20 protein-coding genes and 2 riboswitches are annotated in these 22555 nt (G+C 42.4%); of the genes, 6 read left to right on the top strand and 14 right to left on the bottom strand.

The window, feature by feature from the left end:
- Positions 1-14: 14 nt before the first annotated feature.
- The 5 genes from PQ477_RS11655 to mtnK form a co-directional block, all read right to left on the bottom strand.
- A complete protein-coding gene (locus PQ477_RS11655) occupies positions 15-2009 on the bottom strand; it encodes a DUF6792 domain-containing protein (RefSeq protein WP_274271918.1) in 1995 nt (664 codons plus the stop codon).
- The gene (locus tag PQ477_RS11650) at positions 1999-2703 is read right to left on the bottom strand and encodes a YvcA-related protein (RefSeq protein WP_274271917.1); all 705 of its coding nucleotides are present in this window, start codon (positions 2701-2703) and stop codon (positions 1999-2001) included. The genes PQ477_RS11655 and PQ477_RS11650 overlap by 11 nt, the downstream gene beginning before the upstream one ends.
- Before the next feature lie 177 nt (positions 2704-2880).
- Positions 2881-3594 (bottom strand): YvcA-related protein, encoded by a 714-nt coding sequence (locus tag PQ477_RS11645; protein ID WP_274271916.1) that lies wholly within the window; start codon positions 3592-3594, stop codon positions 2881-2883.
- Between the two features lie 273 nt (positions 3595-3867).
- A complete protein-coding gene (gene mtnA / locus PQ477_RS11640) occupies positions 3868-4917 on the bottom strand; it encodes an S-methyl-5-thioribose-1-phosphate isomerase (RefSeq protein ID WP_274271915.1) in 1050 nt (349 codons plus the stop codon).
- On the bottom strand, positions 4895-6124 hold the full coding sequence (gene mtnK, locus PQ477_RS11635) for an S-methyl-5-thioribose kinase (RefSeq protein WP_274271914.1): 1230 nt from the start codon (positions 6122-6124) through the stop codon (positions 4895-4897). The genes mtnA and mtnK overlap by 23 nt, the downstream gene beginning before the upstream one ends.
- Before the next feature lie 115 nt (positions 6125-6239).
- Positions 6240-6379, bottom strand: a riboswitch (SAM riboswitch).
- Positions 6380-6576: 197 nt separating this feature from the next.
- A riboswitch (SAM riboswitch) is annotated at positions 6577-6690 on the top strand.
- 92 nt (positions 6691-6782) lie between these two features.
- On the opposite strand from mtnK, the gene PQ477_RS11630 reads away from it, so the two are divergent.
- The 6 genes from PQ477_RS11630 to PQ477_RS11605 all read left to right on the top strand — a co-directional run bounded on the left by PQ477_RS11630 (position 6783) and on the right by PQ477_RS11605 (position 12741).
- Positions 6783-7973, top strand: coding sequence for a 2,3-diketo-5-methylthiopentyl-1-phosphate enolase (locus tag PQ477_RS11630; protein ID WP_274271913.1), 1191 nt, complete (start codon positions 6783-6785; stop codon positions 7971-7973).
- Complete coding sequence (locus PQ477_RS11625; RefSeq protein WP_060704967.1) at positions 7970-8635, top strand: 2-hydroxy-3-keto-5-methylthiopentenyl-1-phosphate phosphatase; 666 nt, start codon at positions 7970-7972, stop codon at positions 8633-8635. Before PQ477_RS11630 ends, PQ477_RS11625 begins: the two co-directional genes overlap by 4 nt.
- Complete coding sequence (locus tag PQ477_RS11620) at positions 8632-9258, top strand: methylthioribulose 1-phosphate dehydratase (RefSeq protein WP_274271912.1); 627 nt, start codon at positions 8632-8634, stop codon at positions 9256-9258. Before PQ477_RS11625 ends, PQ477_RS11620 begins: the two co-directional genes overlap by 4 nt.
- Positions 9259-9296: 38 nt before the next feature.
- Entirely contained in the window at positions 9297-9839 is a 543-nt protein-coding gene (locus tag PQ477_RS11615; protein ID WP_274271911.1) for an AraC family ligand binding domain-containing protein, read from the top strand.
- Between the two features lie 65 nt (positions 9840-9904).
- The gene (locus PQ477_RS11610) at positions 9905-11086 is read left to right on the top strand and encodes a pyridoxal phosphate-dependent aminotransferase (protein WP_274271910.1); all 1182 of its coding nucleotides are present in this window, start codon (positions 9905-9907) and stop codon (positions 11084-11086) included.
- 149 nt (positions 11087-11235) lie between these two features.
- A complete protein-coding gene (locus tag PQ477_RS11605) occupies positions 11236-12741 on the top strand; it encodes an SLC13 family permease (RefSeq protein ID WP_274271908.1) in 1506 nt (501 codons plus the stop codon).
- Positions 12742-13299: 558 nt separating this feature from the next.
- Here PQ477_RS11605 and PQ477_RS11600 read toward each other — a convergent pair.
- The 9 genes from PQ477_RS11600 to PQ477_RS11560 all read right to left on the bottom strand — a co-directional run bounded on the left by PQ477_RS11600 (position 13300) and on the right by PQ477_RS11560 (position 22307).
- Positions 13300-14352 carry an Ldh family oxidoreductase gene (locus PQ477_RS11600; protein ID WP_274271907.1) on the bottom strand — a complete coding sequence of 351 codons (1053 nt, stop codon included), beginning with the start codon at positions 14350-14352 and terminating at the stop codon, positions 13300-13302.
- The gene (locus tag PQ477_RS11595; protein ID WP_274271905.1) at positions 14339-15250 is read right to left on the bottom strand and encodes an NAD(P)-dependent oxidoreductase; all 912 of its coding nucleotides are present in this window, start codon (positions 15248-15250) and stop codon (positions 14339-14341) included. The genes PQ477_RS11600 and PQ477_RS11595 overlap by 14 nt, the downstream gene beginning before the upstream one ends.
- 24 nt (positions 15251-15274) lie before the next feature.
- Positions 15275-15961 (bottom strand): RraA family protein, encoded by a 687-nt coding sequence (locus tag PQ477_RS11590; RefSeq protein ID WP_274271904.1) that lies wholly within the window; start codon positions 15959-15961, stop codon positions 15275-15277.
- Positions 15948-17459 (bottom strand): tripartite tricarboxylate transporter permease, encoded by a 1512-nt coding sequence (locus PQ477_RS11585; RefSeq protein ID WP_274271903.1) that lies wholly within the window; start codon positions 17457-17459, stop codon positions 15948-15950. Before PQ477_RS11585 ends, PQ477_RS11590 begins: the two co-directional genes overlap by 14 nt.
- A 21-nt stretch (positions 17460-17480) precedes the next feature.
- Positions 17481-17921: a tripartite tricarboxylate transporter TctB family protein gene (locus PQ477_RS11580; RefSeq protein WP_274271902.1), complete on the bottom strand. Its 441-nt coding sequence runs from the start codon at positions 17919-17921 to the stop codon at positions 17481-17483.
- 16 nt (positions 17922-17937) lie between these two features.
- On the bottom strand, positions 17938-18945 hold the full coding sequence (locus PQ477_RS11575; protein ID WP_035396603.1) for a Bug family tripartite tricarboxylate transporter substrate binding protein: 1008 nt from the start codon (positions 18943-18945) through the stop codon (positions 17938-17940).
- A 341-nt stretch (positions 18946-19286) separates the two neighbouring features.
- Positions 19287-20030: an IclR family transcriptional regulator gene (locus PQ477_RS11570; protein ID WP_052008124.1), complete on the bottom strand. Its 744-nt coding sequence runs from the start codon at positions 20028-20030 to the stop codon at positions 19287-19289.
- Between the two features lie 132 nt (positions 20031-20162).
- A complete protein-coding gene (locus PQ477_RS11565) occupies positions 20163-21104 on the bottom strand; it encodes a hydroxymethylglutaryl-CoA lyase (RefSeq protein ID WP_035396609.1) in 942 nt (313 codons plus the stop codon).
- Positions 21105-22307 (bottom strand): CaiB/BaiF CoA transferase family protein, encoded by a 1203-nt coding sequence (locus PQ477_RS11560; RefSeq protein ID WP_060704976.1) that lies wholly within the window; start codon positions 22305-22307, stop codon positions 21105-21107.
- Positions 22308-22555: the final 248 nt, after the last annotated feature.

Here is a 22555-nt window from a genome sequence, read left to right as displayed (position 1 = left end):
ATCCTCCTTCCTAATTACCCCGAAAGTGTAAAAATCGCGGCAACGTTATGTTCTTCATCAAAAATCTCTTCGATCCCTTCGCGCATCTTTTCAAGAAATGTGCGTTGCTTTTCCAGTTGCTCCACCAAAGCCGCTTCCCACACTGGTCCTTCAGGTAATGCGATTCCGCCAATTTGGTCATGCACGACAATTCGCTCCATACGGCTGCCTACAGGCGCATGGCTTTTATTTAACAAGTGCTGATAGCCCTTAGGATTGCTTTCCATATCATCAAACGCTTGGACAAGCACCTTTTTTCGGGTTTCGACATCCTCTACGACCTCATGCTCATACAGACGCACAAACGCTTGTACTTGTTCTTGTTGTTGCTCCACAATCGTTAGACCGTTGTAATACGCTTCGACCGTAGTACTTAAATTAACACGGATCTCCTCGCCTCCGTGCTGAGTGCTCAAGATCATTTCATTGTTCGAGTACGAGACTCCGTTTTCTGCATTCAGCGCATTCAACAATTCATGGATACTGTGGCTATGACCAATTTCACTCATGACTTCCTGCAATTCCTTTTCTAACGCCTGCCAATGGCCAGATAATTTTTCGCCATGTTCAATTAAGAGCAACAAAAAAGCCAAGTCACTTCCTAATAGTCCACTTCCTCCATCTCGCATTAAATGCGGATATTCTTTATACACATCTTCAAGATGCTCATAATCATTAAGGATTTCCAAAGACTCGGTCAATCCATTCAATTCTTTGACAATGTTGTCTTTCGAAGCCTCATCAATGTAGCCAGCCTCAACCAAATACCCGAACACCTCTTCAGCCGAATCGTTTAAGCCTTGAACTGTCTCTATGATCGGCCCTATGTTCCGCTGGAATTGTTTGATATGGTCAAACTCTGTCAATGCCTTGCTTAACAAATCAAAAGCTTGTGGAATTTTCGCCCCTACTTGCCCAAGCGCATGGGAACGAGCCATCTCTCCCCGCATAAAGGCAGGGTACTCATCTAAATCAATCGTTTCCGATTCCATTAACTTTTGAAAATCAGCTTGCAACTCGCTAACATCATCAAACACCGTCCGTTTGAGACCCGTCATGTCTTCTAGCACTCCAAGTGCACCATCTACCCCATCAGTTACATACGCATCAGCGGCCGGCATAAAAATCGTTTGCCACTTAGCGATTTCCTCATCTGGCAAATTGGCAAAAAGCGGCGACAGCCCTGCATAATTTTTGTTCGTTACAATCCCCTCTTTCGCGTCGATCGGAACCGTCACAAATCCTCGCGTATTTTCCATCAACGCATAAAGGGGGTCATTAATCGAACGAAGTTGGTAAATGGAACCGGTGTCGATTTTTTCTTCTATGTACTCGATGGCAAATTGTTCGAATTCATGAGGGGGAAGGGTGTAGATGGCATTTTTGTTTGTTCTTGGTAGATTGAAGTTTTGATTGACTTCTCTATAAAAATGGTCATCAATATTGTAAAGTTGATATGCATTTATTTGCGCGCCATTAACCCCATAAATCTTGTCAAAACTTTCATTCAACACTTGAGCCGTTAAATTATTATTATTGGCGAGCGAGTGACCTAGACCGACTGTCAACATTTCTTCATCGTTTATATTAAACGCCCTTTTTGCTTCATCAACAAAAGTATCGGTATCAATTGCCTGAGATGCGTCTTTTCCTTGGAACAGGCCAATCGCATTATACAGCCAATCCCCCTGATCATTAGAGCCTTGTGATATTACGTAAAGCTGATTGATGTTTTTCTCTTCGTTCTCAAAATAAATTGCTGTTCCATCGTAATCTGATTCCAAATCGTTACTTTCATTTGAAGTGTACACTTTCATGTCTGCTGGGAGCTCTTCGCCCGTTTCCTCTATATAAATTCGCCGCACTTCTTTTTCAAATTCCTCTTTTGACATTCCATCTTTCATCTTGTATTCCAACTGAGTAATACGAAGCCAAACTTCGTCTTTTTTTAATAATTCGTCATTCGTCATCCGTCTCGCCTCCGTTGCCACGAGTTCCGGAAAACTGAATGGATTTCACCCATTCAAGAGCAAATTCTTTTTCCTTTTCTAGATTAATCTCACATCCATCAGCTTGTTTGTTTACGCAGCTAACATCGTACACAAATTCTATAACCTGGGGGGCTTGTTTTATAGAGACTTTATATCCCATTACAACATATTCATTTGTGGCCATTTTTTTTATTCCGTAAAATATCGTACCCTCTTCTTCTTCAACTTCATTCCATTCTTCTTCAAATTCCCATCTCCACCTTAAATTATCTAAGATACGTTCAGGTTTTTTAGCGTTTCCTCCATACTGGTATTGAAAATTCCCTGTATATCCTCGATTTTCATTTTTATTTTCATAGGAAATTCTAAGCTTTTCATAATGGTCCCCATCCACACCAGATGCGTTGTCCATAAACACAGCCTCTTCTGGAAACCATATTGTAAAGGCGTCAATTTTTGAACGCATTAAATAAAAGCCTTCCGCTACTGGCTCTGTCGACACCATCAGTTCTCGGGAATACTCATTTTGAAACGCATCAATTTGCGGCAAATCTGCCGGGTCCATTTCTGCTGGTGTTTTTTCTGTTTCTTCTTCTGGTGAGCTATCCATTTGGCCACATCCTCCTACTATCAAGGCAATAACAATTGCCAACAATATCTTGCTTTTGACCATTCTACTCGACTCCTTAGGCCTCACTACCGCTTTTTTATCATTCTTAACATAATTATGAAAATAGCGACACCTACATAAGGCCTGTGATATTTTCCCTATTTATGTTACTAGAAAGCAATTGGAGAGAAAAAACTACTAGATTCTGCTTTCTTATCGGTCTGTCTTTTTAATCGTTTGTCATTCGCCATCGGTCTCATCTCCATTACTACGGGTTCCGGAAAACTGGATCGACTTCATCCACTGAAGAACATACTCTTCTTCCTCTTCAAAATCCATCTGGCAACTTTCGGCTTCTTCATCAACACAAGAAGAGATATAAAGAAATTCGATTCCTTGAGGCGCTTCTTGGGATGATACTTTATAGCCCATAAAAACATGATTTTGATGCCCTTTAAAATCCTCTATTGTATATCCATAGTATATGCGTCCATTTTCATCATCAATTTCTTTCCATTCTTCCTCATAACTCCAGCGATTCCGTAAATTATCCAACAACCAGTCTGGCCTTTCAGCATACCCACTGTAATTGTATTGAAAATCAATCAAGTATCCCCGATTTTCCTCTTCACTTTCATAAGCAAAACTAATTTTTTCATAGTGGTCCCCATCCACACCAGAAGCATTGTCCATAAACACAGCCTCTTCTGGAAACCATATTGTAAAGGCGTCAATTTTTGAACGCATTAAATAAAAGCCTTCCGCTACTGGCTCTGTCGACACCATCAGTTCTCGGGAATACTCATTTTGAAACGCATCAATTTGTGGCACATCTGCAGGATCCATTTCCGCTGGCGTTTTTTCTGCTTCTTCTTCTAGTGAGCTATCCATTTGGCCACATCCTCCTACCAGCATGGAAAGAACAACCACCAGCAATAGCTTGCTTTTGTTCATTCTGCTCAACTCCTTAAAAATCTCTTATCTCAATTCACGCACTTCTATTAATTGCGATCACGAAAAAAGGCTAACGTCATCTTCATACCCCTAAATATTACCATACATTCATCCTTCAGAAAGGCTTTCCAGCAATACCTATACACATTGTTACATGTTGAGTCGAAAAAAATGGTGCGGGTCTCCTAGGCATGTTATGTTTGCTTCGGGCCCGCACCATTTTCACAGTGCTACGTATTTTTTATTTGTGCTTTTTCTCTATCATACACCCTATCAGGTCACTTGAAGGTGTCCGGCAAGGTTTTCTTTATATGCCGGTCGAACAATGCCATGCTCCGTAATAATGGCTGTAATTAACGCGTTGTCTGTTACGTCAAAAGCTGGGTTGTATGTCTTTACAGCCGGTGGCGCCATCGGCTGTTCATACCAAGAATCGGTTATTTCTATACCTGAACGCTCTTCAATTTCAATGTCCGCTCCTGTTCGACAGCTCCAATCAATGGTGGATGTGGGTGCACAGACGTAAAAGGGGATGCCGTAATGGTTGGCGAGTATCGCTAATCCTGACGTGCCGATTTTATTTGCTGTGTCCCCATTAGCAGCGACTCTGTCACAGCCGACAAGTACAGCATTAATTTTGCCTTGCTGCATAACAATTGACGCCATATTATCACAAATTAATGTCACATCAATGTTCGCTTGCTGAAGTTCCCAAGCGGTAAGCCGTGCTCCTTGAAGGAGTGGTCGTGTTTCATCAGCATACACACGAAAGGAATAGTTTTGTTCATTCCCAAGAAAAAGTGGTGCAAGGGCAGTTCCATATTTTGCTGTTGCAATGCCACCTGCATTACAGTGGGTTAAGATCCCATCTTCTTTTTTTAGTAGTGTAAGGGTATGCCTGCCAATGGCTTCGCAAACTTGTGCATCTTCTGTACGAATGGCTTCCGCTTCTTCACGAACCGCTTGTAGTACGTCTTCTACTCTTCCCCACGACTGCTGAACAATCTTCTCCAACCGTTCTAGCGCCCATGCCAAGTTTACCGCAGTCGGACGAGATGAAAGAAGGTATGCTTTTACATTAGCAAACGTATGCCGAAGCTCAGCAACTGTAACGTAAGGATGCCGGACGAGTTCCACGTAGGCACCATAAGCCGCGGCAATCCCGATAGCTGGTGCTCCTCTCACTTGCAAGGCAACAATGGCTTGCCAAACATCTTCTTGTGTTGTTAATGTTCGATACACGATTTCGCCTGGCAGAAGCGTTTGATCAAGGATGACGAGTGTATCTTCACTCGTTAACTTAACTGATTGAATGGTTGACATAGCTTCCGACTCCTCTAATCGCTTCGACAATCCCATGACCTGTTTGATAATCGCTACGATTTAAAATAAACGTCTTTCCTAGGGTTAAGCATGCGATTTCAGCTTCACTACGGGCTTGACTGTCTGCGATACTTGTTAGGTCCACGACTTTTGCAATGCCAATGATTCGGCGACATAGTTCCAAACCTACAACCGCTACCGCATCTTCTAAAACACTTTGTAAGTAGTGTTCTAGAAACCCTTCATAGTGAGCCACTCTTTCTGTTGTTTTCTCCTGAAACGCCGTAATAAACTTCTTTCTAAACTGATCAACTAATGTTTCAATTGTGTGTAGAAGATAGTCTTGAAATGCTTCTTCCCCTTCACTTGTGTAGACACTGTTCGTATACGCAAAAATAAAGTTTGCGATAATGTTGCCAATGTCATAGCCAGCTGGTCCATAAAAAGCAAATTCAGGGTCAATGACTTTTGTTTCTAATGATGTAACAAAAATGGAGCCTGTATGTAAATCACCATGGAGTAACGCTTGCGCATTCGTCAGGAACTGGAATTTAAGCTTCGCTGTTTCCAGAGCTAATTGTCGATCTCCCCAAATTTCTTTTTCAACAAAAGACTTTGTTCCTTGAAAAACATCGTTTCGTGGATGTGGAAAAAAAGGTTCCGTGTAAACAAGATCTTCTGTAATTTCGCATAATTCTGGATTTGTATAGGATTTTACTAGTTCTTTTTTTGCTTTGTGATCCAGAACAAGATCAGACGTTGACACAAGGGTTTCCACAAGAAATGTTGAGAGGTGTTCAGCGAGCTGAGGGAATTGTTGTCTGTTTAATAAAGCGGTTCGTAAGATTGTAAAATCCGATAAATCTTCCATAACGACGCAGTTCTTGTCCCGATCATAATGGTATACTTTCGGTACAAACCCAGGAGCGAGCTTCCCTTGCAACCGAAGTATATCCGTCTCTATTCGATTGCGATCTGGAGAGACAACGAATTCATCCGAAAGACGCGAAACCGGTCCTGCTTGCTTAACAATTAATGACTGCTTACTCTCTTCATCATGCACACGAAACACATAATTTAAGTTACCATCTCCAATTTCCTTGCAGACAAGGCGAGCATCCTTATTAAAAAAACCAAACGCTTCTTTTACATACGTAACCACTTCTGTTTCTGTCATAATGGCTGCCGGCCATTCTTGTTTCGTCATCGTTTTTCCTCCTCATTCGTTTGCTTGTATCAACTCTCCTTGCACCTAACACCATCATTTCATATAAAAAGCCTCTTTCATGTACAAGAAAGAGGCGGTAGCATACATAGTCCGTCTCTTATCTCTCAGGTGATTTAACCTGTTGGATGTAGCACCGTGCCTTGCACCTTCTAAGAGGTTTCCATAAAATGGTATATGGACGGTCGGTTGCTGGGCGTCAAAGGGCCAAATCCCTCAGCCAACTCTCGATAAGAGCAATATTTTATTGTGTTGGGAGTAATCATAAAATGCAGCTCCGTTATTTGTCAATACTCTTTTTTCAAAAAATACAAACGGTTTACAAAAGAACGGCCTATTGGAATCGTTTTACGAAAGACGAAAAAAAGATTGACGTGCCACCAGAACCCTGTCATAATCTATTCCAACGATTCTTAATTGAATGAAAGATACAACTCTTATAAAGAGCAGGTGGAGGGACGAGCCCGTTGAAGCCCGGCAACCTGTTTCAGTCGCTAGACTGATTCAAGGTGCTAATTCTCTCGCGCATTGTGCGTGGCAGATAAGAGGACACGACTTTTGTTGTATACACGCGACACGTCCTCTTCCTCATACGAAGGGGACGTTTTTATTTGTAAGCATAACGAAAGGGGCTATTTCGATGAGCGATGTGACAGCGACTTATCTTGTTCCAAGTGGTGGAGATTTACATAAAAAAGCAGAAAACATTGCTCTTGGACTAACGGTTGGTTCATGGACGAACTTGCCAACACTTGAAAAGCAACAACTTCACAAGCATAAAGGTGTGGTTGTAGATGTTCAAGACGACGGTAAAAGTGGAATTCTTACAGTGCGCTACCCCTCAGCCAATTTCAGCCATGACATTCCCGCTATTTTAACAACCGTTTTTGGGAAACTGTCATTAGATGGCACCATTAAGCTCATTGATCTCTCGTTTAGCGAAGATGTTGCTAGCCAATTCCCCGGACCATCCTTTGGAATAGAAGGTATTCGTGAGCTAATTGGTGTTTATGACCGTCCGCTCGTCATGAGTATTTTTAAAGGAATGATCGGCAAGGGTCTGGATGAATTTGAACAACAGCTTTATGCGCAAGCCTGTGGCGGCGTTGACCTTGTTAAAGATGATGAAATTTTGTTTGATAACCCTCTTACGCCGTTTGAAGAGCGTGTTAAACGAGGAAAACGCATACTCGACCAAGTTGAACAGGAAACCGGCAAGCGGGTATTATACGCTGTTAATCTAAGTGGCCGTACCTATGAATTACGAGAAAAAGCACGTCAAGCTAAGCAGCTCGGTGCATCAGCACTCTTGCTTAATGTGTTCGCTTATGGACTAGATGTGCTACAAGCCCTCGCAGAAGATCCTGACATTCAACTACCGATTATGGCTCATCCAGCAGTATCTGGAGCATTAACGGCTTCAGATGAGTATGGCATTTCTAACAAAGTATTGCTAGGTACACTGTTACGGGCGGCAGGCGCTGACCTTGTCCTATTTCCATCCCCATACGGAAATGTTGCCCTAAAGAAAAAGGAAACAACGGCAATCGCATCTGCTTTAACTGAATCAACGGTTTATCGCCCTTCTTTTCCTGTTCCATCCGCAGGAATTCATCCAGGGCTTGTTCCTCAATTGGTTGAAGATTTCGGAAAAGAATCTGTTATTAATGCTGGAGGCGGTGTTCACGGGCATCCTCATGGTGCTGCCGCTGGTGCAACAGCTTTTCGTCAAGCTATTGATGCAGTTTTAACCAATTCCCAGTTAACCGATGCCGCCTATAAAAAGACTGAACTCGCGGCAGCTCTTGAACAGTGGGGAGGAAAAGGATGACGCAACGCCAACCTGTCCTATTCTGTGATTTTGATGGAACCATAACAACGAAAGACAACATCATGGCCATTATGGCTGCTTTTGCTCCACCAGAATGGGAAGAGATAAAAAATGACATACTCGCGCAAAAGCGTTCCATTCGCTCTGGTGTTGGCGACATGTTTCATTTAATTCCTTCTTCAAAAAAAGAAGCGATTCGTGCATTCGTTCAACAAGCAACCATTCGTTCTGGATTTGCCGACTTTGTCGATGAAACCAACCGTCAAAATATTCCCCTTCACATTGTCAGCGGCGGAATTGATTTTTTTGTAGAGCCGATGTTGAAGGCGTACCCATTAAACGGAGAGCTCTATTGCAATGGCAGCGATTTTAGTGGTGACACAATTCACATTACGTGGCCCCATGCCTGTGACCAACATTGCGGAAATGACTGCGGTTGCTGCAAACCATCTATTTTACGTCAGTACCCAGAAGATTCCTATTATCGAATTGTTATTGGGGATTCCATAACCGATCTTGAAGCAGCAAAAATCGCCGACCATGTTTTTGTATGTGGGGACTATCTGGAAGACAAATGCAAAGCTCTTCAGCTCCCTTATACGCGCTTTGAACAGTTCCATACCGTTGTAGATGCCTTACAAACATTAGGAGTGACGCGATGACTACTGGACAACTTTCTCTTACACAAAAATGGGATGAATTAGCAGCCATTAAAGATGAGCTTGCTGAACGGGATTGGTTTCCTGGTACGAGTGGAAATTTGTCCATCAAAGTATCCACTGATCCTCTCACTTTTCTTGTGACAGCTAGTGGAAAGGACAAACGTAAGCGAACATCTGAAGACTTTCTTCTTGTTGGTAAAGATAGCCAACCAGTTCAAACAACACCATTAAAACCATCAGCTGAAACAGTGCTTCACCAACGCATTTATGAGCAAACGGATGCAGGGTGCTCCCTTCACATCCACACGGTTGATAACAACCTTATTTCCGATCTTTACGGGGACAAAGGTGAGATTGTTTTTCGAAACCAAGAGCTTATTAAAGCCTTTCAAATTTGGGAGGAAGACGGTGCATTAACGGTTCCGATTGTTGAAAATTACGCCGATCTTACTAAGCTTGCAGATGCCGTTGCCAATCGAATTCACCCTGGCATTTATGGGGTGTTAATTCGTAACCATGGCATTACTGCGTGGGGACGAAATGGATTTGAAGCTAAAAAACATTTAGAAGCCTTTGAATTTTTATTTTCATATCAACTAAAAAAAGAGCTGTTGGCACGTTAACTACGTCGCCTAGTATCTACTTTGAGGAGGAATGGACAATGGCAACAATCGTTATTCGAGACACAGAGGAAATCATTAAAGGACAAGAAGCAGTACAAGCTTTTCTAGACAGTCAAGACGTCCTATATGAACAGTGGGACCCGGCAAAATTACCGAGTAGCCTACAAGGAAACTGCCAAATCAGTGATGAGGACAAAGCACAAATTTTAACTACGTATGATGCCGATATTCGGTCCCTTGCTGAACGCCGCGGCTACAAAAAGTGGGACGTTATCGCATTAAACGAACATACACCTGATTTAGAGGCGCTCCTGAAAAAGTTTGAACAGGTACATACCCATACCGAAGACGAAGTTCGTGCTATTACCGCAGGCTCAGGAAGCTTTGTCATAAAAGGGACTGACGTTGGGTACTTCGATGTCCAGCTAGAGCCAGGTGATGTGATTAGCGTTCCCGTAGATACACCACACTTCTTCACCCTGTCTGACGAACGTCAAGTCGTTGCAGTGCGTCTTTTCATTGATCCCGAGGGTTGGGTTGCGCACAAGTATGATGACCCTGCCTTTAGCAGAACTAACTAATCATTAAAGATTTATTCTGGCTTATGGCATTTTTGTCTTAAGCCCTATTTTTTGGAGGGGTAATGATGACCCAATTTGAACAATCAACACTTTTACAAGGCCTTCCCGACCAATTTTTTGCCCGCTTAACAGCGACTGTAAGAAAGCACCTAGCACAAGGTCACGACATTATAAATTTAGGTCAGGGCAATCCTGATTTACCGACGCCAGACTTTATCGTTGAATCGCTCCAGCAAGCGGCAAGTGAGCCACATTTTCACCAATATTCGCCTTTTAGTGGTCATCTGTTTCTAAAAGAAGCTGTCGCTACATTTTATAAACGTGAATACAACGTTACCATCGATCCAGAAACGGAAGTAGCCGTCCTTTTCGGTGCCAAAACGGGGCTTGTAGAAATTAGCCAATGCTTGCTAAATCCAGGAGATGTTGCGCTTCTACCAGATCCAGGCTATCCTGATTACACGTCCGGTATTGCATTGGCGCAAGCTCAAGCGTCACTCTTTCCGTTGCTTGCGGAAAATGACTTTTTACCAGACTACAGGTCCATCTCAAAAGAAACAGCCGAACGAGCTAAGCTCTTGTTTTTAAATTATCCAAATAACCCAACTGCTGGCGTCGCCACACACGATTTCTTCGAAGAAACGGTCCGGTTTGCATCAGCGAATAACATTTGTGTTGTTCACGATCTTGCATACGGTGCGATTGGTTATGATGGTGTGAAACCGCCGAGCTTTTTACAAGCTGCTGGCGCAAAAGAAACCGGCGTCGAAATGTACACTCTCTCAAAAACATATAATATGGCTGGCTGGCGTGTTGGTTTCGCGGTTGGAAATGCGTCGGTAATAAAGTCTATTAATTTGCTACAAGATCACCTATACGTCAGTCTCTTCGGTGCTATTCAGCAAGCTGCAGCAACCGCACTTTTATCCGATCAAAACGAAGTAAAAGAACTAGTTGCCCGCTACGAAAAACGGCGAGATGTCTTTATTAGCGGATTAAGACGCATTGGTTTAGAAGTGGACGCACCAAAAGGCTCCTTCTTCGTTTGGATGCCTGTACCAACTGGGTTTACTTCTGAATCGTTCGCTGACTATTTACTAAAAGAAGCACATCTCGTTGTAGCACCTGGAAATGGATTCGGTCAATATGGCGAAGGCTATGTTCGAATTGGACTACTAGCGGAGGAAGATCGATTAGAAGAAGCCATTAATAGAATGGCGAAGCTACGTTTTGCATCCATTAAATAATGAAGAAATAAGAGACTGGGAGAGTTCTTCGGTCTCTTATTATCATTGCTACGATTGTCCCTTAGCATTCTCTCTATCGTTTTGACAATCTACGGATCGAAACATTATACTAGTTTTTCGGAATATATTTTGAAAAAGGAGTCTTATTTATGGAGGCAAACAAAGAGACAGATAACAACAAGCAGTACACAACGCGCAACTTGGTCGGACTATTCTTAGGTCCTCTATTCTTTGCCTTAGTTTATTTCCTCATTCCTGAAAGCGTTTTATCCCATGAACCGAAAATCGTATTAGGGGTAACCCTTCTCGTTGCGACATACTGGGTAACAGAGCCAATCCATATGGCAGTAACGTCTCTACTTCCTCTCGTTTTATTTCCTGCATTTAATGGAGTCGAGATCGGTTCAATTGCACCAGCATATGGCAGCTCCGTAATTTTCATGTACGGTGGTGGTTTTGTCATTGCTCTTGCCATTCAAAAATGGAATCTACATAGACGCATCGCGTTAAATATTATTAAGATGATTGGAACGAAAAGCAACCGAATCATTCTCGGTATCTTAATCGCAACCGCTGCCATTTCCATGTTCGTATCAAATGCTGCGACCGCATTGATGATGCTTCCTGTTGCAATCGCTTTAATTAACGAAGTGAAAGATAAAAACATCCTTAAAGGTCAGAATTTCGACTATTTCTCAAAAGGCATACTACTAGCAGTCGCCTATGCAGCTACAATCGGTGGACTGGCAACCCTTGTTGCAGCAGTCCCGAATGCCTTACTTGCAGGGATCGCATCCTCTCAGCTTGATCGTACTGTAACGTTTGCTGAATGGTTATTATTCGCGAGTCCAGTAGCCATCATCTTACTGATTGTTGTTTATTTTTATTTAACAAAAATACAATTCAAAGTAGATTCAAATGATGAAGATACAGAAAGTACAATGGCCTTTATTAAAGAAGAAATAACGAAACTAGGAAACTTTACATCCGATGAGAAAAAAGTGGCTGTCGTATTCGGCATTACAGTCTTACTATGGACATTGTCTCCATTTGTTTCCGCCCTTGGGTTTATTCCTGGTCAAATTGGTGAGTTTTTTGACAATCTCAATGATGCCACCATTTCCGTATTTGGTGCTGTCTTACTATTCTTTCTCCCTAGTTCGAGAAAAGGTGAGCGTGTGCTCGAATGGACAGATATGAAAGACCTCCCATGGGGAATTCTCATTCTATTTGGTGGCGGAATGTCCATCGCAGCCGCTTTTGGAGAATCTGGGTTGAATGAATCAATTGGAGATTTGCTTCAAATGCTTCAAGGGATGCAATACATTTTCGTCCTATTGCTTTTAGTCGTATTTGTACTCGGGATTACAGAGATTCTCTCCAATACGGCCGTTTCAAATTTAATTCTACCACTTACTGTCGGACTCGGTATCGCCTTAGGTGTTGATCCTCTACCTCTTATGGCTGCCGCTGCACTAGCTGCTGGTTCCTGTTATATGCTCCCAGTTGCTACACCTCCGAATACAGCTGTATTTAGCGCCGGCTATCTCGCTGTCGGTGATATGGCGAAAGCTGGTGTATGGCTCAACATCGTCTCTATTATCGTCATTACCGGAGCCGTGTACTTCTGGATGCCAATTGTGTTTGGATTATAAACTTGAAAACCCCTACTTTAAAAGTGGGGGTTTTTATCTAGAAATTTACTTGTACAGTCATACCGAGAGGGATACATAGCTCGGATGATATGGTCATCATTCTAATTCGTGCACTCTATAATCCACGCACTCACATAGAGTGCGACACGATGCAGCTGCTTACTTCTTGACTAAGTGCTTTATTTCAATCCACGCACTCACATAGAGTGCGACTAGGTTTTTGGCAAGATGCTTCACTTGTCGGCAAATTTCAATCCACGCACTCACATAGAGTGCGACAGCGAAAAAAGGCTTAAAACTACCTTTTCCTATTAAATAGTAACACAAATTGAATAAGAAAAAGCACCCACACTCAACATCCGTTACATACTTTTACATATTCATCCAAAAAAATGGTGCGGGTCTTCTAGGGATTTTATGTTCGCTTCGGGTTCGCACCTATTAAAAGAAGAGGGCGATTCACTAGACAACGTCGTAAGCTAATTCATGAAGCAGTAGGACTATTAAGAGTTTCTTTATCGTTTATAACCCTATATTCTGACCTAACCTTCCTTTCCCTTACATGTTCAATTGATCACGGTCCATCGCAACACCATAATAGGCGGCAACTTCTTCTAATTCACTGACTACCGCTTCGGATAATGGAATACCCTCTTTTAGTCGCTTTGCCTTTTCCATATCTTCGAGTTCGCCTGGTAAAAAAATCTCTTCGACTCCATCTGCACGAGGGTTCGCTTTTATTTCTGTTGCCATCTGTGCGATGCGCTGTTTAAATTCGTCCAGTTCTACAAAAAGGTCTGCTTTATAGACGAGGAAGAACTGCCCTACATCCTGTTCTTCCTTCTCATAAAGACTTCCGAGATGTGGACCAAAGCTGGCACCTGTCATCAAAGCAGAAAGTACTTCTACAAAGAAGGCAAGTCCGTATCCTTTTGGGCCTCCGACAGGGAGCACGGTTCCACCATCAAGGGCAGTAGCCGGGTCTTCGGTGGGTTGCCCGTCTTTCGACACGGCCCAGCCAAGAGGAATGCTCTGATTATTTTTTTTGGCTAAGCGTATTTTCCCTCTAGCAACCACACTTGTTGCCATATCAAAAACGATTGGTTCCGCGCTAGCTACAGGCATTCCATAAGCAAAAGGGTTCGTTCCGAAAAAAGCAGCTTTTCCTCCCCATGGCGCCATGCTTGGTGGGGCATTTGTTACGGCGATGGCAACACAGTCATGCTTTGCTGCGTACGAAACATAATCAGCCAGCATACCGCAATGGTTTGAACGTTTAATTCCTACAATGCCAAGACCTGTTGCTTGTGCCTTTTTTACCGCTAGCTGAATGGCATCTGTTGCGAGTAAAATGCCCATATGATTTTTACCATTTATTAAGCAACTAGACGGTAAATCTCTTTCAATCTCATATTCTTTCCCTACATTTATCATTCCTGATCGTGCACGTTCAATATATGTTTTCACTCGACTAACACCATGAGAATCGACACCTCTTAAATTCGCTAGAACGAGATGAGCAGCTAACGTATGGGCTTGTTCATATTCAAAGCCAGCCTTTTGAAACAGAGTTGTGACCAGTTCCTGGAGTGAATCTTTATTTACTTGCATGGTATTCACCTGCTTTACTAGCCTGATGCTTCACTTTCATTTCATCAATAACATCTTGCCAAGTAGAAGGGCGCTTTCCTTTAAAAGATTGACGCAATCCAAGCTGGCTAACGTAGTCAAGTTTTGTTTTACTTGCCTGAGTCATCACACTATTTATAGAAAATTGGTCTAATAGTTCAAGAGAGCCTTCAAGCTCAATGCTTCGTCTCTCGGAATGAATGGAAGTCCCTGTTACGAGCTGGTTGACTAACTGCTCAAACGGCACGGCCTCCATTGTCTCTTTAATGGAAGCCAAAACTTGATCTTCCACTTTTAACTCTCTCGATGCCTCCATTAATTCGATTAACAGGGCAGCCGTTCCTTTCATATAAATGCTACGCATTAGTTTAATAGAAGAGGCATCTCCAGCTTGTTCACTAACGACTGTAATGTTCATCCCGTATGGGTCCATTCGCTTTTTGAACTCATGTGCCCCATCGCCGCTTATAAACATAGGTACTTTATGTTGATTGACGGTAAGGGGTCCAAGCATAGCGGCATCTACACTTTTCCCGTTTGACTTTGCTACTTTCTCGGCGATCGTTTTTTTAACGGTTGGACTTGATGCTGATACATCAACATATAAATGCGACGCTGTTAAACAGTCCTCTACAGCTTCACAAGCGGCTAAAGCAAATTGTGCCGGAACCGCTGCGATGAGTAAGGATCTTTTCATTGCGACTTCTTTTGCATCAGCACAAGGTACTACCCCTACTGCTGTCATTTTTTCTTTAATGATATGGCTCATGTCTTGTTCGATCAATAATGGATCATACGCGATGATTCCTGTTACGCCTTCTTGTGTCAATCCTTTTGCCATTTCATATGCGGCTTCTCCAAATCCAATAAATCCGATCATTTCACCACTCCTATCTTGTTTTACTTACAAAAAAGGCTTTATCTTCTCTTTCAGCCAGCTTGGTTCAATCGTCCGTTCATTTCCGCCGTTGATTCGATCTTCCTTAAAAGCAGCAATTTCTTTTAAACGCTTTTCCTCATATGCCTGCTTTTTTTCTGCTTTTTGAAACACGGCTTTAATCATTTGCTTTGGTACTACCGTAACACCATCATCATCTCCTACGATTAAATCCCCTGGCTGAACAGACACACCTCCACAAGAAACTGGGCTATTCAATTGACCTGGCCCCTCTTTGTATGGGCCGTTCGGAACGAAACCTTTCGCAAAAATAGGTAAGTCTAGCTTTTGTAAATCTGAGCGATCCCGAACTAAGCCGTCAATGACAATTCCTTCTAACCCTAAAGCTTCTGCGGCGGCAGCCATCAGTTCACCCATGTATGCATTTTTGGTATGCCCTTTTCCATCCGCAACAAGCACATAGCCTGGAGCGCCTTTATAAATCGCTTCATGCAAAAACAAATTATCTCCTGGTTTCATCGACACAGTCACTGCCGCTCCCACCATCTGATAACCCTGAGCGACAGGGCTAATATCATACGACATCGTATTGGCTCCATCCATCGCGTCGGCAAGGAGTGAACTGTTTAGTTTTCTTGCTCTTGCGATAATGTCTGGCGAGAATACTTCTGGATCGTCATTACATGGATTCATCTAAATCCTTCCTTTTCGTTTTCTTTTTAAATTTATTAAGGTTTGGTAGAATAACCGATAGTGCCGCAAGCAACAGGAGTCCTACTACGACTGGATTCCCAAAAAACACCATCCAATCCCCTCTAGAAATGGTTAACGCCATTCGGAAATTCTCTTCAAGTAAATCTCCTAGCACAAATGCTAGAATAAAAGGAGCCGCTGGAATTTTTAAAGATTTCATGACAAAACCAACAATGCCGAAGAGTAAAAGCAAATACAAATCAAAAGTGCTAAAACTAATTGCATAGACCCCCATCATACAAAGCGTTAGTACAAGTGAGATTAATAAAGGACGAGGAATCTTTAATAGTTTTGCGATATAAGGTATTAAAGGCAAGTTCAAAATAATTAAGATAATATTCCCTAAATACATACTCGCAATAATTCCCCAAAATAATGCTGGTTCTTCTTGCACAAGCAACGGACCTGGCTGAACCCCTAATACGAGAAAGGCTCCAAGTAGAACCGCAGTTGTTCCTGACCCTGGTATACCTAAGCTTAAAAGTGGTACAAACGAACCTGTAGAAGCAGCATTCGTGGATGTCTCTGGAGCCGCCAAACCTTTGGCAGACCCTTTTCCGAATTCTTCTGGATTTTTGGAAATTCGCTTCTCTGAAACATAGCTCATGAACGAAGCAATGGTAGCCCCTGCCCCCGGTAGGATACCGATTAGAAATCCAAGGATGGAATGCCTCCCCATTGGCCCACTAATTTCTTTTAAATCTTTTTTCGACAACCGAATAGAACCGATATTGGAAAGCTTTTCAAACGAACGATCTCGTCGGTTAATAATAAGATAGGTTACTTCCGCCATAGCAAACAATCCAAGCGCAATAACTAGAAAATCGACACCTTCTAACAAGTTGACATTTCCAAACGTAAAACGGTTCGTACCTGTTTGTGCATCAATCCCGATGGTCACAGCCATAAACCCTAAAACCGCAGAAATAAAAGCACGTATGGATGATCCATCAGAAAGACTAGCTATAGCCGTCATCCCAAGTAGCATAAGCGCAAAGTATTCAGCTGGTCCAAATGAGACGGCCAGTCCAGCTAGCACTGGTGCAAATAACATTAAAAAGATAGCCGCGACGGTTCCACCTACGAAGGATGCTATCGCTGCAATGGCTAACGCTTTTCCAGCCTCTCCCCTTTGTGCCATTGGATAGCCATCAAACGTTGTCGCCACTGTACTTGCTGCACCAGGTGTGTTTATTAAAATAGAAGAAGTTGAACTACCAAAAATAGAACCATAGTACACCCCTGCCATCATCACTAGCGCAAACGTTGGATTCATTCCATATGTAATGGGAATCATAACGGCAATGGCCGTTATTGGACCTAGTCCCGGCATAATGCCAATGGCCGTTCCAATTAAAACCCCAAGGGCAACGAATAAAATGCCTTCCCAACTGTATGCGACTTGAAACCCTTCAATAATTCCACTAAAGCCTCCCATAGGGTAGCTCCTTTCTGACCATTAAATTGGCAATATACCACTCGGCAAAGCAATCATTAAATAGCGTGTAAACAAAAAGTAAAAAGCCACTGGAAAGAGTACGGCAACAATGCCGTTTGTTACATGTTTTTTATAGCCTAAGAGGAGAGAGCAGATAAAGATAAAACAAACAGTCGTAATGACAAAGCCAACTGGCTCCAACAACAGAATATACAAAAGCATTAAAAGAACGACTGGCACAATGACTTTCAAATCATCTTTCGCTATATAGATTTTGGCTCCCTCTTCGTCTTTAGAGAAAAAGAGAATAACGGAAAACAGTGCGAGCAAGCCACCTAATAGGAGTGGGAAAATGTCAGCATCAATTAAAATGTATTCATACTTAGGTAGTAGCCAAGTTGCTAGCAAATAACCAATGGCTAGTATAAACAAAGGAATGCTTATTTTCTGGTTCATTGTCATTGTTCTCACCTTCCTTTCACTTCGCTAATAACCCTAGTTTTTCCATAATAGCGCTGTTCGTCTCTACTTCTTGTCGGATAAATTCTGTGTATTCTTCGCTCCCCATAAACAAATCGTCCCATCCAAATTGTTTTCGAATGGCAGCAAACTGTTCAGACTCGCTAATGTCTCTCATAACTCCCTCGTAATAAGCAACTTGCTCATCTGTCATATCACCTGGTCCATATACACCCCTCCAGTTGACGAAGACCGTATCGTAGCCTTGCTCAACAGCTGTTGGAAAACTCGCTAATTGTTCAGAATCAAGACGCTCTTCTGATAATACAGCTAAGATCTTTATATTCCCCGCTCGATGTTGTGCAACAGCACCGCTACCTAGCTTTGAACTCAAGACATCTACTGTTCCGTTTAATAGAATGGGAAGACCACCGCTTGACTGATCGGTTACGTACGTAATCTCTTCCATCGGAATGCCTGCTTCCATTGCGAGTGATATAAACTGAACATGATCAAATCCACCTGGCGTATTCCCGCCAACTACCGTAATAGATTCAGGGTTCTCTTTATAATCTTGTAAAAACTCATCTAATGTTTCCCATGGAGCATCTGCACGAACAGCGATAATGCCATAGTCAGCAGCAAGATTAGCGATAGGAGTCATATCATCCCAGTTGTAATCAGAATTACCGGCAAGCATTGAAAAAACCATTGTCGTCGATGTTGAAAAAATATGATGGGGATCGTTTACATTTTGTATGTACGCCCATCCCACAGCCCCTGTTCCACCAGGCTTGTTAACCACTCCAATCGTTTGATCCATTAACCCTTGTTCCATAATAGCGTTCGATACAACTCTGGCGAATGTATCCCACCCACCTCCAGCACGAGCAGGTGCCACCATTTCAACTGGTTTCTCAGGCTTCCATTCCGATGTTTCAGTATCTACCGTCCCCTCATTACTACAACCAACAACAACTAGTACCAACATAAACAATGCCAAAGAAATGGGTAATCGTGGTTTCATACTATCCCTCCTTCAATCATTAAATCGCTTTCATAAAAAATCGCACCTACTGGAAACGCTTACAATAAAATCCAAAAAGAATGATCGGTTTTTTTTGTTCCGATATGTGTATTCTAAACTCAATATGTGGTACTTTTCAAGTATTATTTTAGTTCTGAACAATTATCATTTAGCACCGAGCTCTTTTTAGGCTGTTTTTTTAGTTGGAAATGTGTGTGAGTTCCATTTCTTTAAAACAATCTTCTTCCATGATTGTTAATCTTATCGGAAAAGAAAAAAAGGCTTCCGTACACGTTACATGAGACGTGTGGCGGCAACCTTTTCAAAGTGAACGTTCTCTTCTAGTGCATGACGTAGCCTAATTCTTGTGATAGTTTGTTTGCTTCTTCAAGCAAATGATCCTGCCATAAGTTCATTTTCTCTTCAGTAAAACGCATACTTGGCCCTGTAAGGCTAATTGAATACTTTACATTTCCCGACATAGAGAAGATCGCTGATGAGATGGCATTCACCCCTGCACCACGCTCATCCATACTTAACGCTTTGTTTGTTGCACGAATGTTAACGAGTTCTGTTCGTAGCTTTGCTTGATCTGGCACCTTCTGTAACACCTGCTCAATAAATTCATCCGTTTGAAACGCTAACAGCGATTTTCCTGTTGCTCCAATTGATAAATCAAACCGAGAGCCTATACTCACATTATGCGTGACGACCTCTAAGCTAACAAAGCGTTGGATACAGACGCGTTTTTCTCCGTCCAATTTAAACAAAGCAACGGATTCATTCGTTCGGTCACGCAGTTGTTTCATTCTCGGTGTTGCTAGTTGTACCACATCATTAGATACTTCCGCTACACGTCCTAACACGTATGCACTATGACCTAACTTATACTTAAAGTTCGATTCATTACGTTCCAACATTCCTACATCGATTAAAGTATCAATAAGTCGAGCAGTTGTTGATTTAGGTAGTTCAAGCTTTTGTGTTAACTCTGTCAAAGACAACTCTGACTCAATGACTGTAAAACATTTCAACAAGCGTACAGCTCGATGTACAGTTTGCAATCCTTTTACTGGTCCTTCCACTTCACACACTCCTATCCCTTATTCCTCTATCTTTACATTACATGAAGTCACCCTCTCTTTTCAAAATAATTTAGTAGGATGGGCGCACACATAAAAGCGTTTACTAGCTTGTAAGCTAGCAAACGCTTCTTATTATCCCAGTTTTTCCTGTCCTGTTGGTTTTTTAGCAAGGTCTTTATTTTGTCCAGCTTTTAGAAGAAAACTACTACCTTCGTGCCCTACTACGTCGGTTACCTCTTTCGCAACAGTCATCAATCGATCCACATCAATGCCTGTTTTTATTCCCATCAAGTGGAGAGAATGGACTAAATCTTCAGTTGCAATATTCCCAGCGGCTTTTGGAAAATAAGGACAGCCACCAAGTCCTGCTGTCGAACTATCAAAGGAAGTCACACCATTTTCAAGTCCTGCCACAACGTTCGCGAACGCCATGCCTCTTGTATTATGCAAGTGTAATGAAAATGAAAGAAGTGGGAAAGCTCGCTTCAACTTTTGTAAAAGCAGTGACACCTGTTTTGGATTGCCCATGCCAGCAGTATCTGCTAGCGAAATCTCGCGAATACCCATGTCTTTATATTGTTGAATGAGCTTCATCAGTTCTTCTTCGTTCACTTCGCCTTCATAGGGGCACCCAAATGAGACCGTTAACGCGCCGCCAACATACACATTTTTCTGGTTAGCCAGCTCAATTACGGGGAGCAGTTTTTCAATGGCTTCTTCACGGGTACAATTTGAATTCGCTAATGAATGTGAATCGGTTGCCGATAAAAGCAATTTTATTTGCTTAATCCCAACACCGATTGCGCGCTCAGCTCCTTTAAGATTTGGTACGAGTGCTCGAAATGAAACGTCTGTTAAGCTTTGGATGCCCTTTACAACAGCTTCTGCATCTTTCAGTTGTGGAATAGCGCGTGGGTGAACAAAAGAAGTCGCTTCAATATGGCGAATACCACATGCCGCCAAAGACTTGATGAGTTTAATTTTTGTCTCGGTTTCCACCCAGGTTTCCATTTGAAAACCATCTCTCGGTAACACTTCCCATATCGTCACTTCCTCTGGATAACCTCTTTCCATTTACACGACCCCACTTTCTTTTAGCTTTGTTATTCGTTCTTCTGAATAACCTAATCGTTTTAAAATGATTTCGGTATGCTCACCTAAATCGGGAGCTCGGTGCCGTATACGACCTGGGGTTTCGGAGAATTTCGGAACAATTCCAGGAACCTTCACTTTTCCTAAGCGAGGATGGTCTACTTCAAGGATGTTTTCTCGCGCTTGATACTGTTCATTTTCAAAGATGTCCTTAATATTCATTATTGGCGAAATCGGTACACCGAATCGATCAAGCTTTTGCTGTAATTCATCACGATTGTTCAATGATATAAAATCGCTTACAATTTCTTGCAATTCTTCATCGTTTTCCATTCGATCAGCATTTGTTCGATAGCGTTGACACTCAATTAACTCCTCTCGTTCCATTGCTTTTGCTAGACGTTCCCAAGTTCGTTGCGTACTACAAACAAGCACAACCCAATGATGATCCTTTGTACGATACGTGCCAGCTGGACTTGAATGACCGTGCAACATTGGCGCACGCTCGCGTACCTTCCCTAACTGATCATATTCCGCAACTAGAAAATCCATCATTCTAAACATCGCCTCATATAAACCTAATTCCACTACCTGTCCTTGCCCCGTTCCACCTGCATCGCGATTGTAAAGCGCGCTTACTGAGCCTAAGGCTAAAAACACCCCAGAAATATAGTCCATTAACGAGAAAGCAGGACTTACTGGATGCCGATCAGAAAACCCTTGTAAATACGTGTATCCTGAAAACGCCGTAGCAGGAGTGCCAAAGCCAGCCTTTTCTGCATAAGGTCCTGTCTGTCCGTATCCTGATTGTCTCGCCATCACAAGCTTAGGATTGACTTGTTTCAATTCCTCATATCCAAGTCCCCATCGCTCTAGTGTGTTCGGACGAAAATTCTCAATGAGAATATCAGCGTCTTTTAGTAGATCTTTAAAGATTTCTTGTCCTTCTTTTTGACGAATATCTAACGTCAATGATTGTTTGTTTCGAGACATTCCTGGCCATCGCAATGGTTCTTCCTCCTTATAAGGACCGAGACCACGTAACGGGTCACCAGTCTGTGGAAGCTCCACCTTTATGACCTCTGCCCCCATATCCCCTAACAAACTTGCCGCAAAAGGGGCCGCTAGCACTGTCGAAGCATCAACGATACGAATACCTGTTAATGGACCATTCGATAAATTCATCTGATCGCCTCCATTAGTTCCATTAATCGGTTTCGAAAACCACATAACGGAACTTTTTTATTGAGCGTATCATATCTTTCCAAATGAAACAACGGCAATGACAGTTTAAATTTGTCTTCACCAACATATGAATCCGTGACACTATGATCGTTACACCGAACTCCTAACATTGGATTATGAAATGAACGAACGCATAGGGGCAATTTCTTTTCTCCTACGTCTAATTGTTCGTTTATTTATGAAATGAT

It is taken from the genome of Shouchella hunanensis (genome assembly GCF_028735875.1).
Lineage (GTDB): Bacteria > Bacillota > Bacilli > Bacillales > Bacillaceae_D > Shouchella > Shouchella hunanensis.
The sequence above is the reverse complement of the archived record's forward strand: the minus strand, read 5'-3'. Positions and strand labels throughout refer to the sequence as shown.

What these genes read in the sequence shown, in the direction of transcription:
- PQ477_RS11565 (WP_035396609.1), bottom strand. Translation starts at nt 21,104, where the DNA reads ATGGAAAGAGGTTATCCAGAGGAAGTGACGATATGGGAAGTGTTACCG.
- PQ477_RS11600 (WP_274271907.1), bottom strand. Translation starts at nt 14,352, where the DNA reads ATGCAAGTAAATAAAGATTCACTCCAGGAACTGGTCACAACTCTGTTT.
- PQ477_RS11580 (WP_274271902.1), bottom strand. Translation starts at nt 17,921, where the DNA reads ATGACAATGAACCAGAAAATAAGCATTCCTTTGTTTATACTAGCCATT.
- PQ477_RS11560 (WP_060704976.1), bottom strand. Translation starts at nt 22,307, where the DNA reads ATGAATTTATCGAATGGTCCATTAACAGGTATTCGTATCGTTGATGCT.
- mtnK (WP_274271914.1), bottom strand. Translation starts at nt 6,124, where the DNA reads ATGACGAAACAAGAATGGCCGGCAGCCATTATGACAGAAACAGAAGTG.
- PQ477_RS11630 (WP_274271913.1), top strand. Translation starts at nt 6,783, where the DNA reads ATGAGCGATGTGACAGCGACTTATCTTGTTCCAAGTGGTGGAGATTTA.
- mtnA (WP_274271915.1), bottom strand. Translation starts at nt 4,917, where the DNA reads ATGTCAACCATTCAATCAGTTAAGTTAACGAGTGAAGATACACTCGTC.
- PQ477_RS11625 (WP_060704967.1), top strand. Translation starts at nt 7,970, where the DNA reads ATGACGCAACGCCAACCTGTCCTATTCTGTGATTTTGATGGAACCATA.
- PQ477_RS11585 (WP_274271903.1), bottom strand. Translation starts at nt 17,459, where the DNA reads ATGGGAGGCTTTAGTGGAATTATTGAAGGGTTTCAAGTCGCATACAGT.
- PQ477_RS11595 (WP_274271905.1), bottom strand. Translation starts at nt 15,250, where the DNA reads ATGATCGGATTTATTGGATTTGGAGAAGCCGCATATGAAATGGCAAAA.
- PQ477_RS11620 (WP_274271912.1), top strand. Translation starts at nt 8,632, where the DNA reads ATGACTACTGGACAACTTTCTCTTACACAAAAATGGGATGAATTAGCA.
- PQ477_RS11650 (WP_274271917.1), bottom strand. Translation starts at nt 2,703, where the DNA reads ATGGTCAAAAGCAAGATATTGTTGGCAATTGTTATTGCCTTGATAGTA.
- PQ477_RS11615 (WP_274271911.1), top strand. Translation starts at nt 9,297, where the DNA reads ATGGCAACAATCGTTATTCGAGACACAGAGGAAATCATTAAAGGACAA.
- PQ477_RS11575 (WP_035396603.1), bottom strand. Translation starts at nt 18,945, where the DNA reads ATGAAACCACGATTACCCATTTCTTTGGCATTGTTTATGTTGGTACTA.
- PQ477_RS11655 (WP_274271918.1), bottom strand. Translation starts at nt 2,009, where the DNA reads ATGACGAATGACGAATTATTAAAAAAAGACGAAGTTTGGCTTCGTATT.
- PQ477_RS11610 (WP_274271910.1), top strand. Translation starts at nt 9,905, where the DNA reads ATGACCCAATTTGAACAATCAACACTTTTACAAGGCCTTCCCGACCAA.
- PQ477_RS11605 (WP_274271908.1), top strand. Translation starts at nt 11,236, where the DNA reads ATGGAGGCAAACAAAGAGACAGATAACAACAAGCAGTACACAACGCGC.
- PQ477_RS11590 (WP_274271904.1), bottom strand. Translation starts at nt 15,961, where the DNA reads ATGAATCCATGTAATGACGATCCAGAAGTATTCTCGCCAGACATTATC.
- PQ477_RS11645 (WP_274271916.1), bottom strand. Translation starts at nt 3,594, where the DNA reads ATGAACAAAAGCAAGCTATTGCTGGTGGTTGTTCTTTCCATGCTGGTA.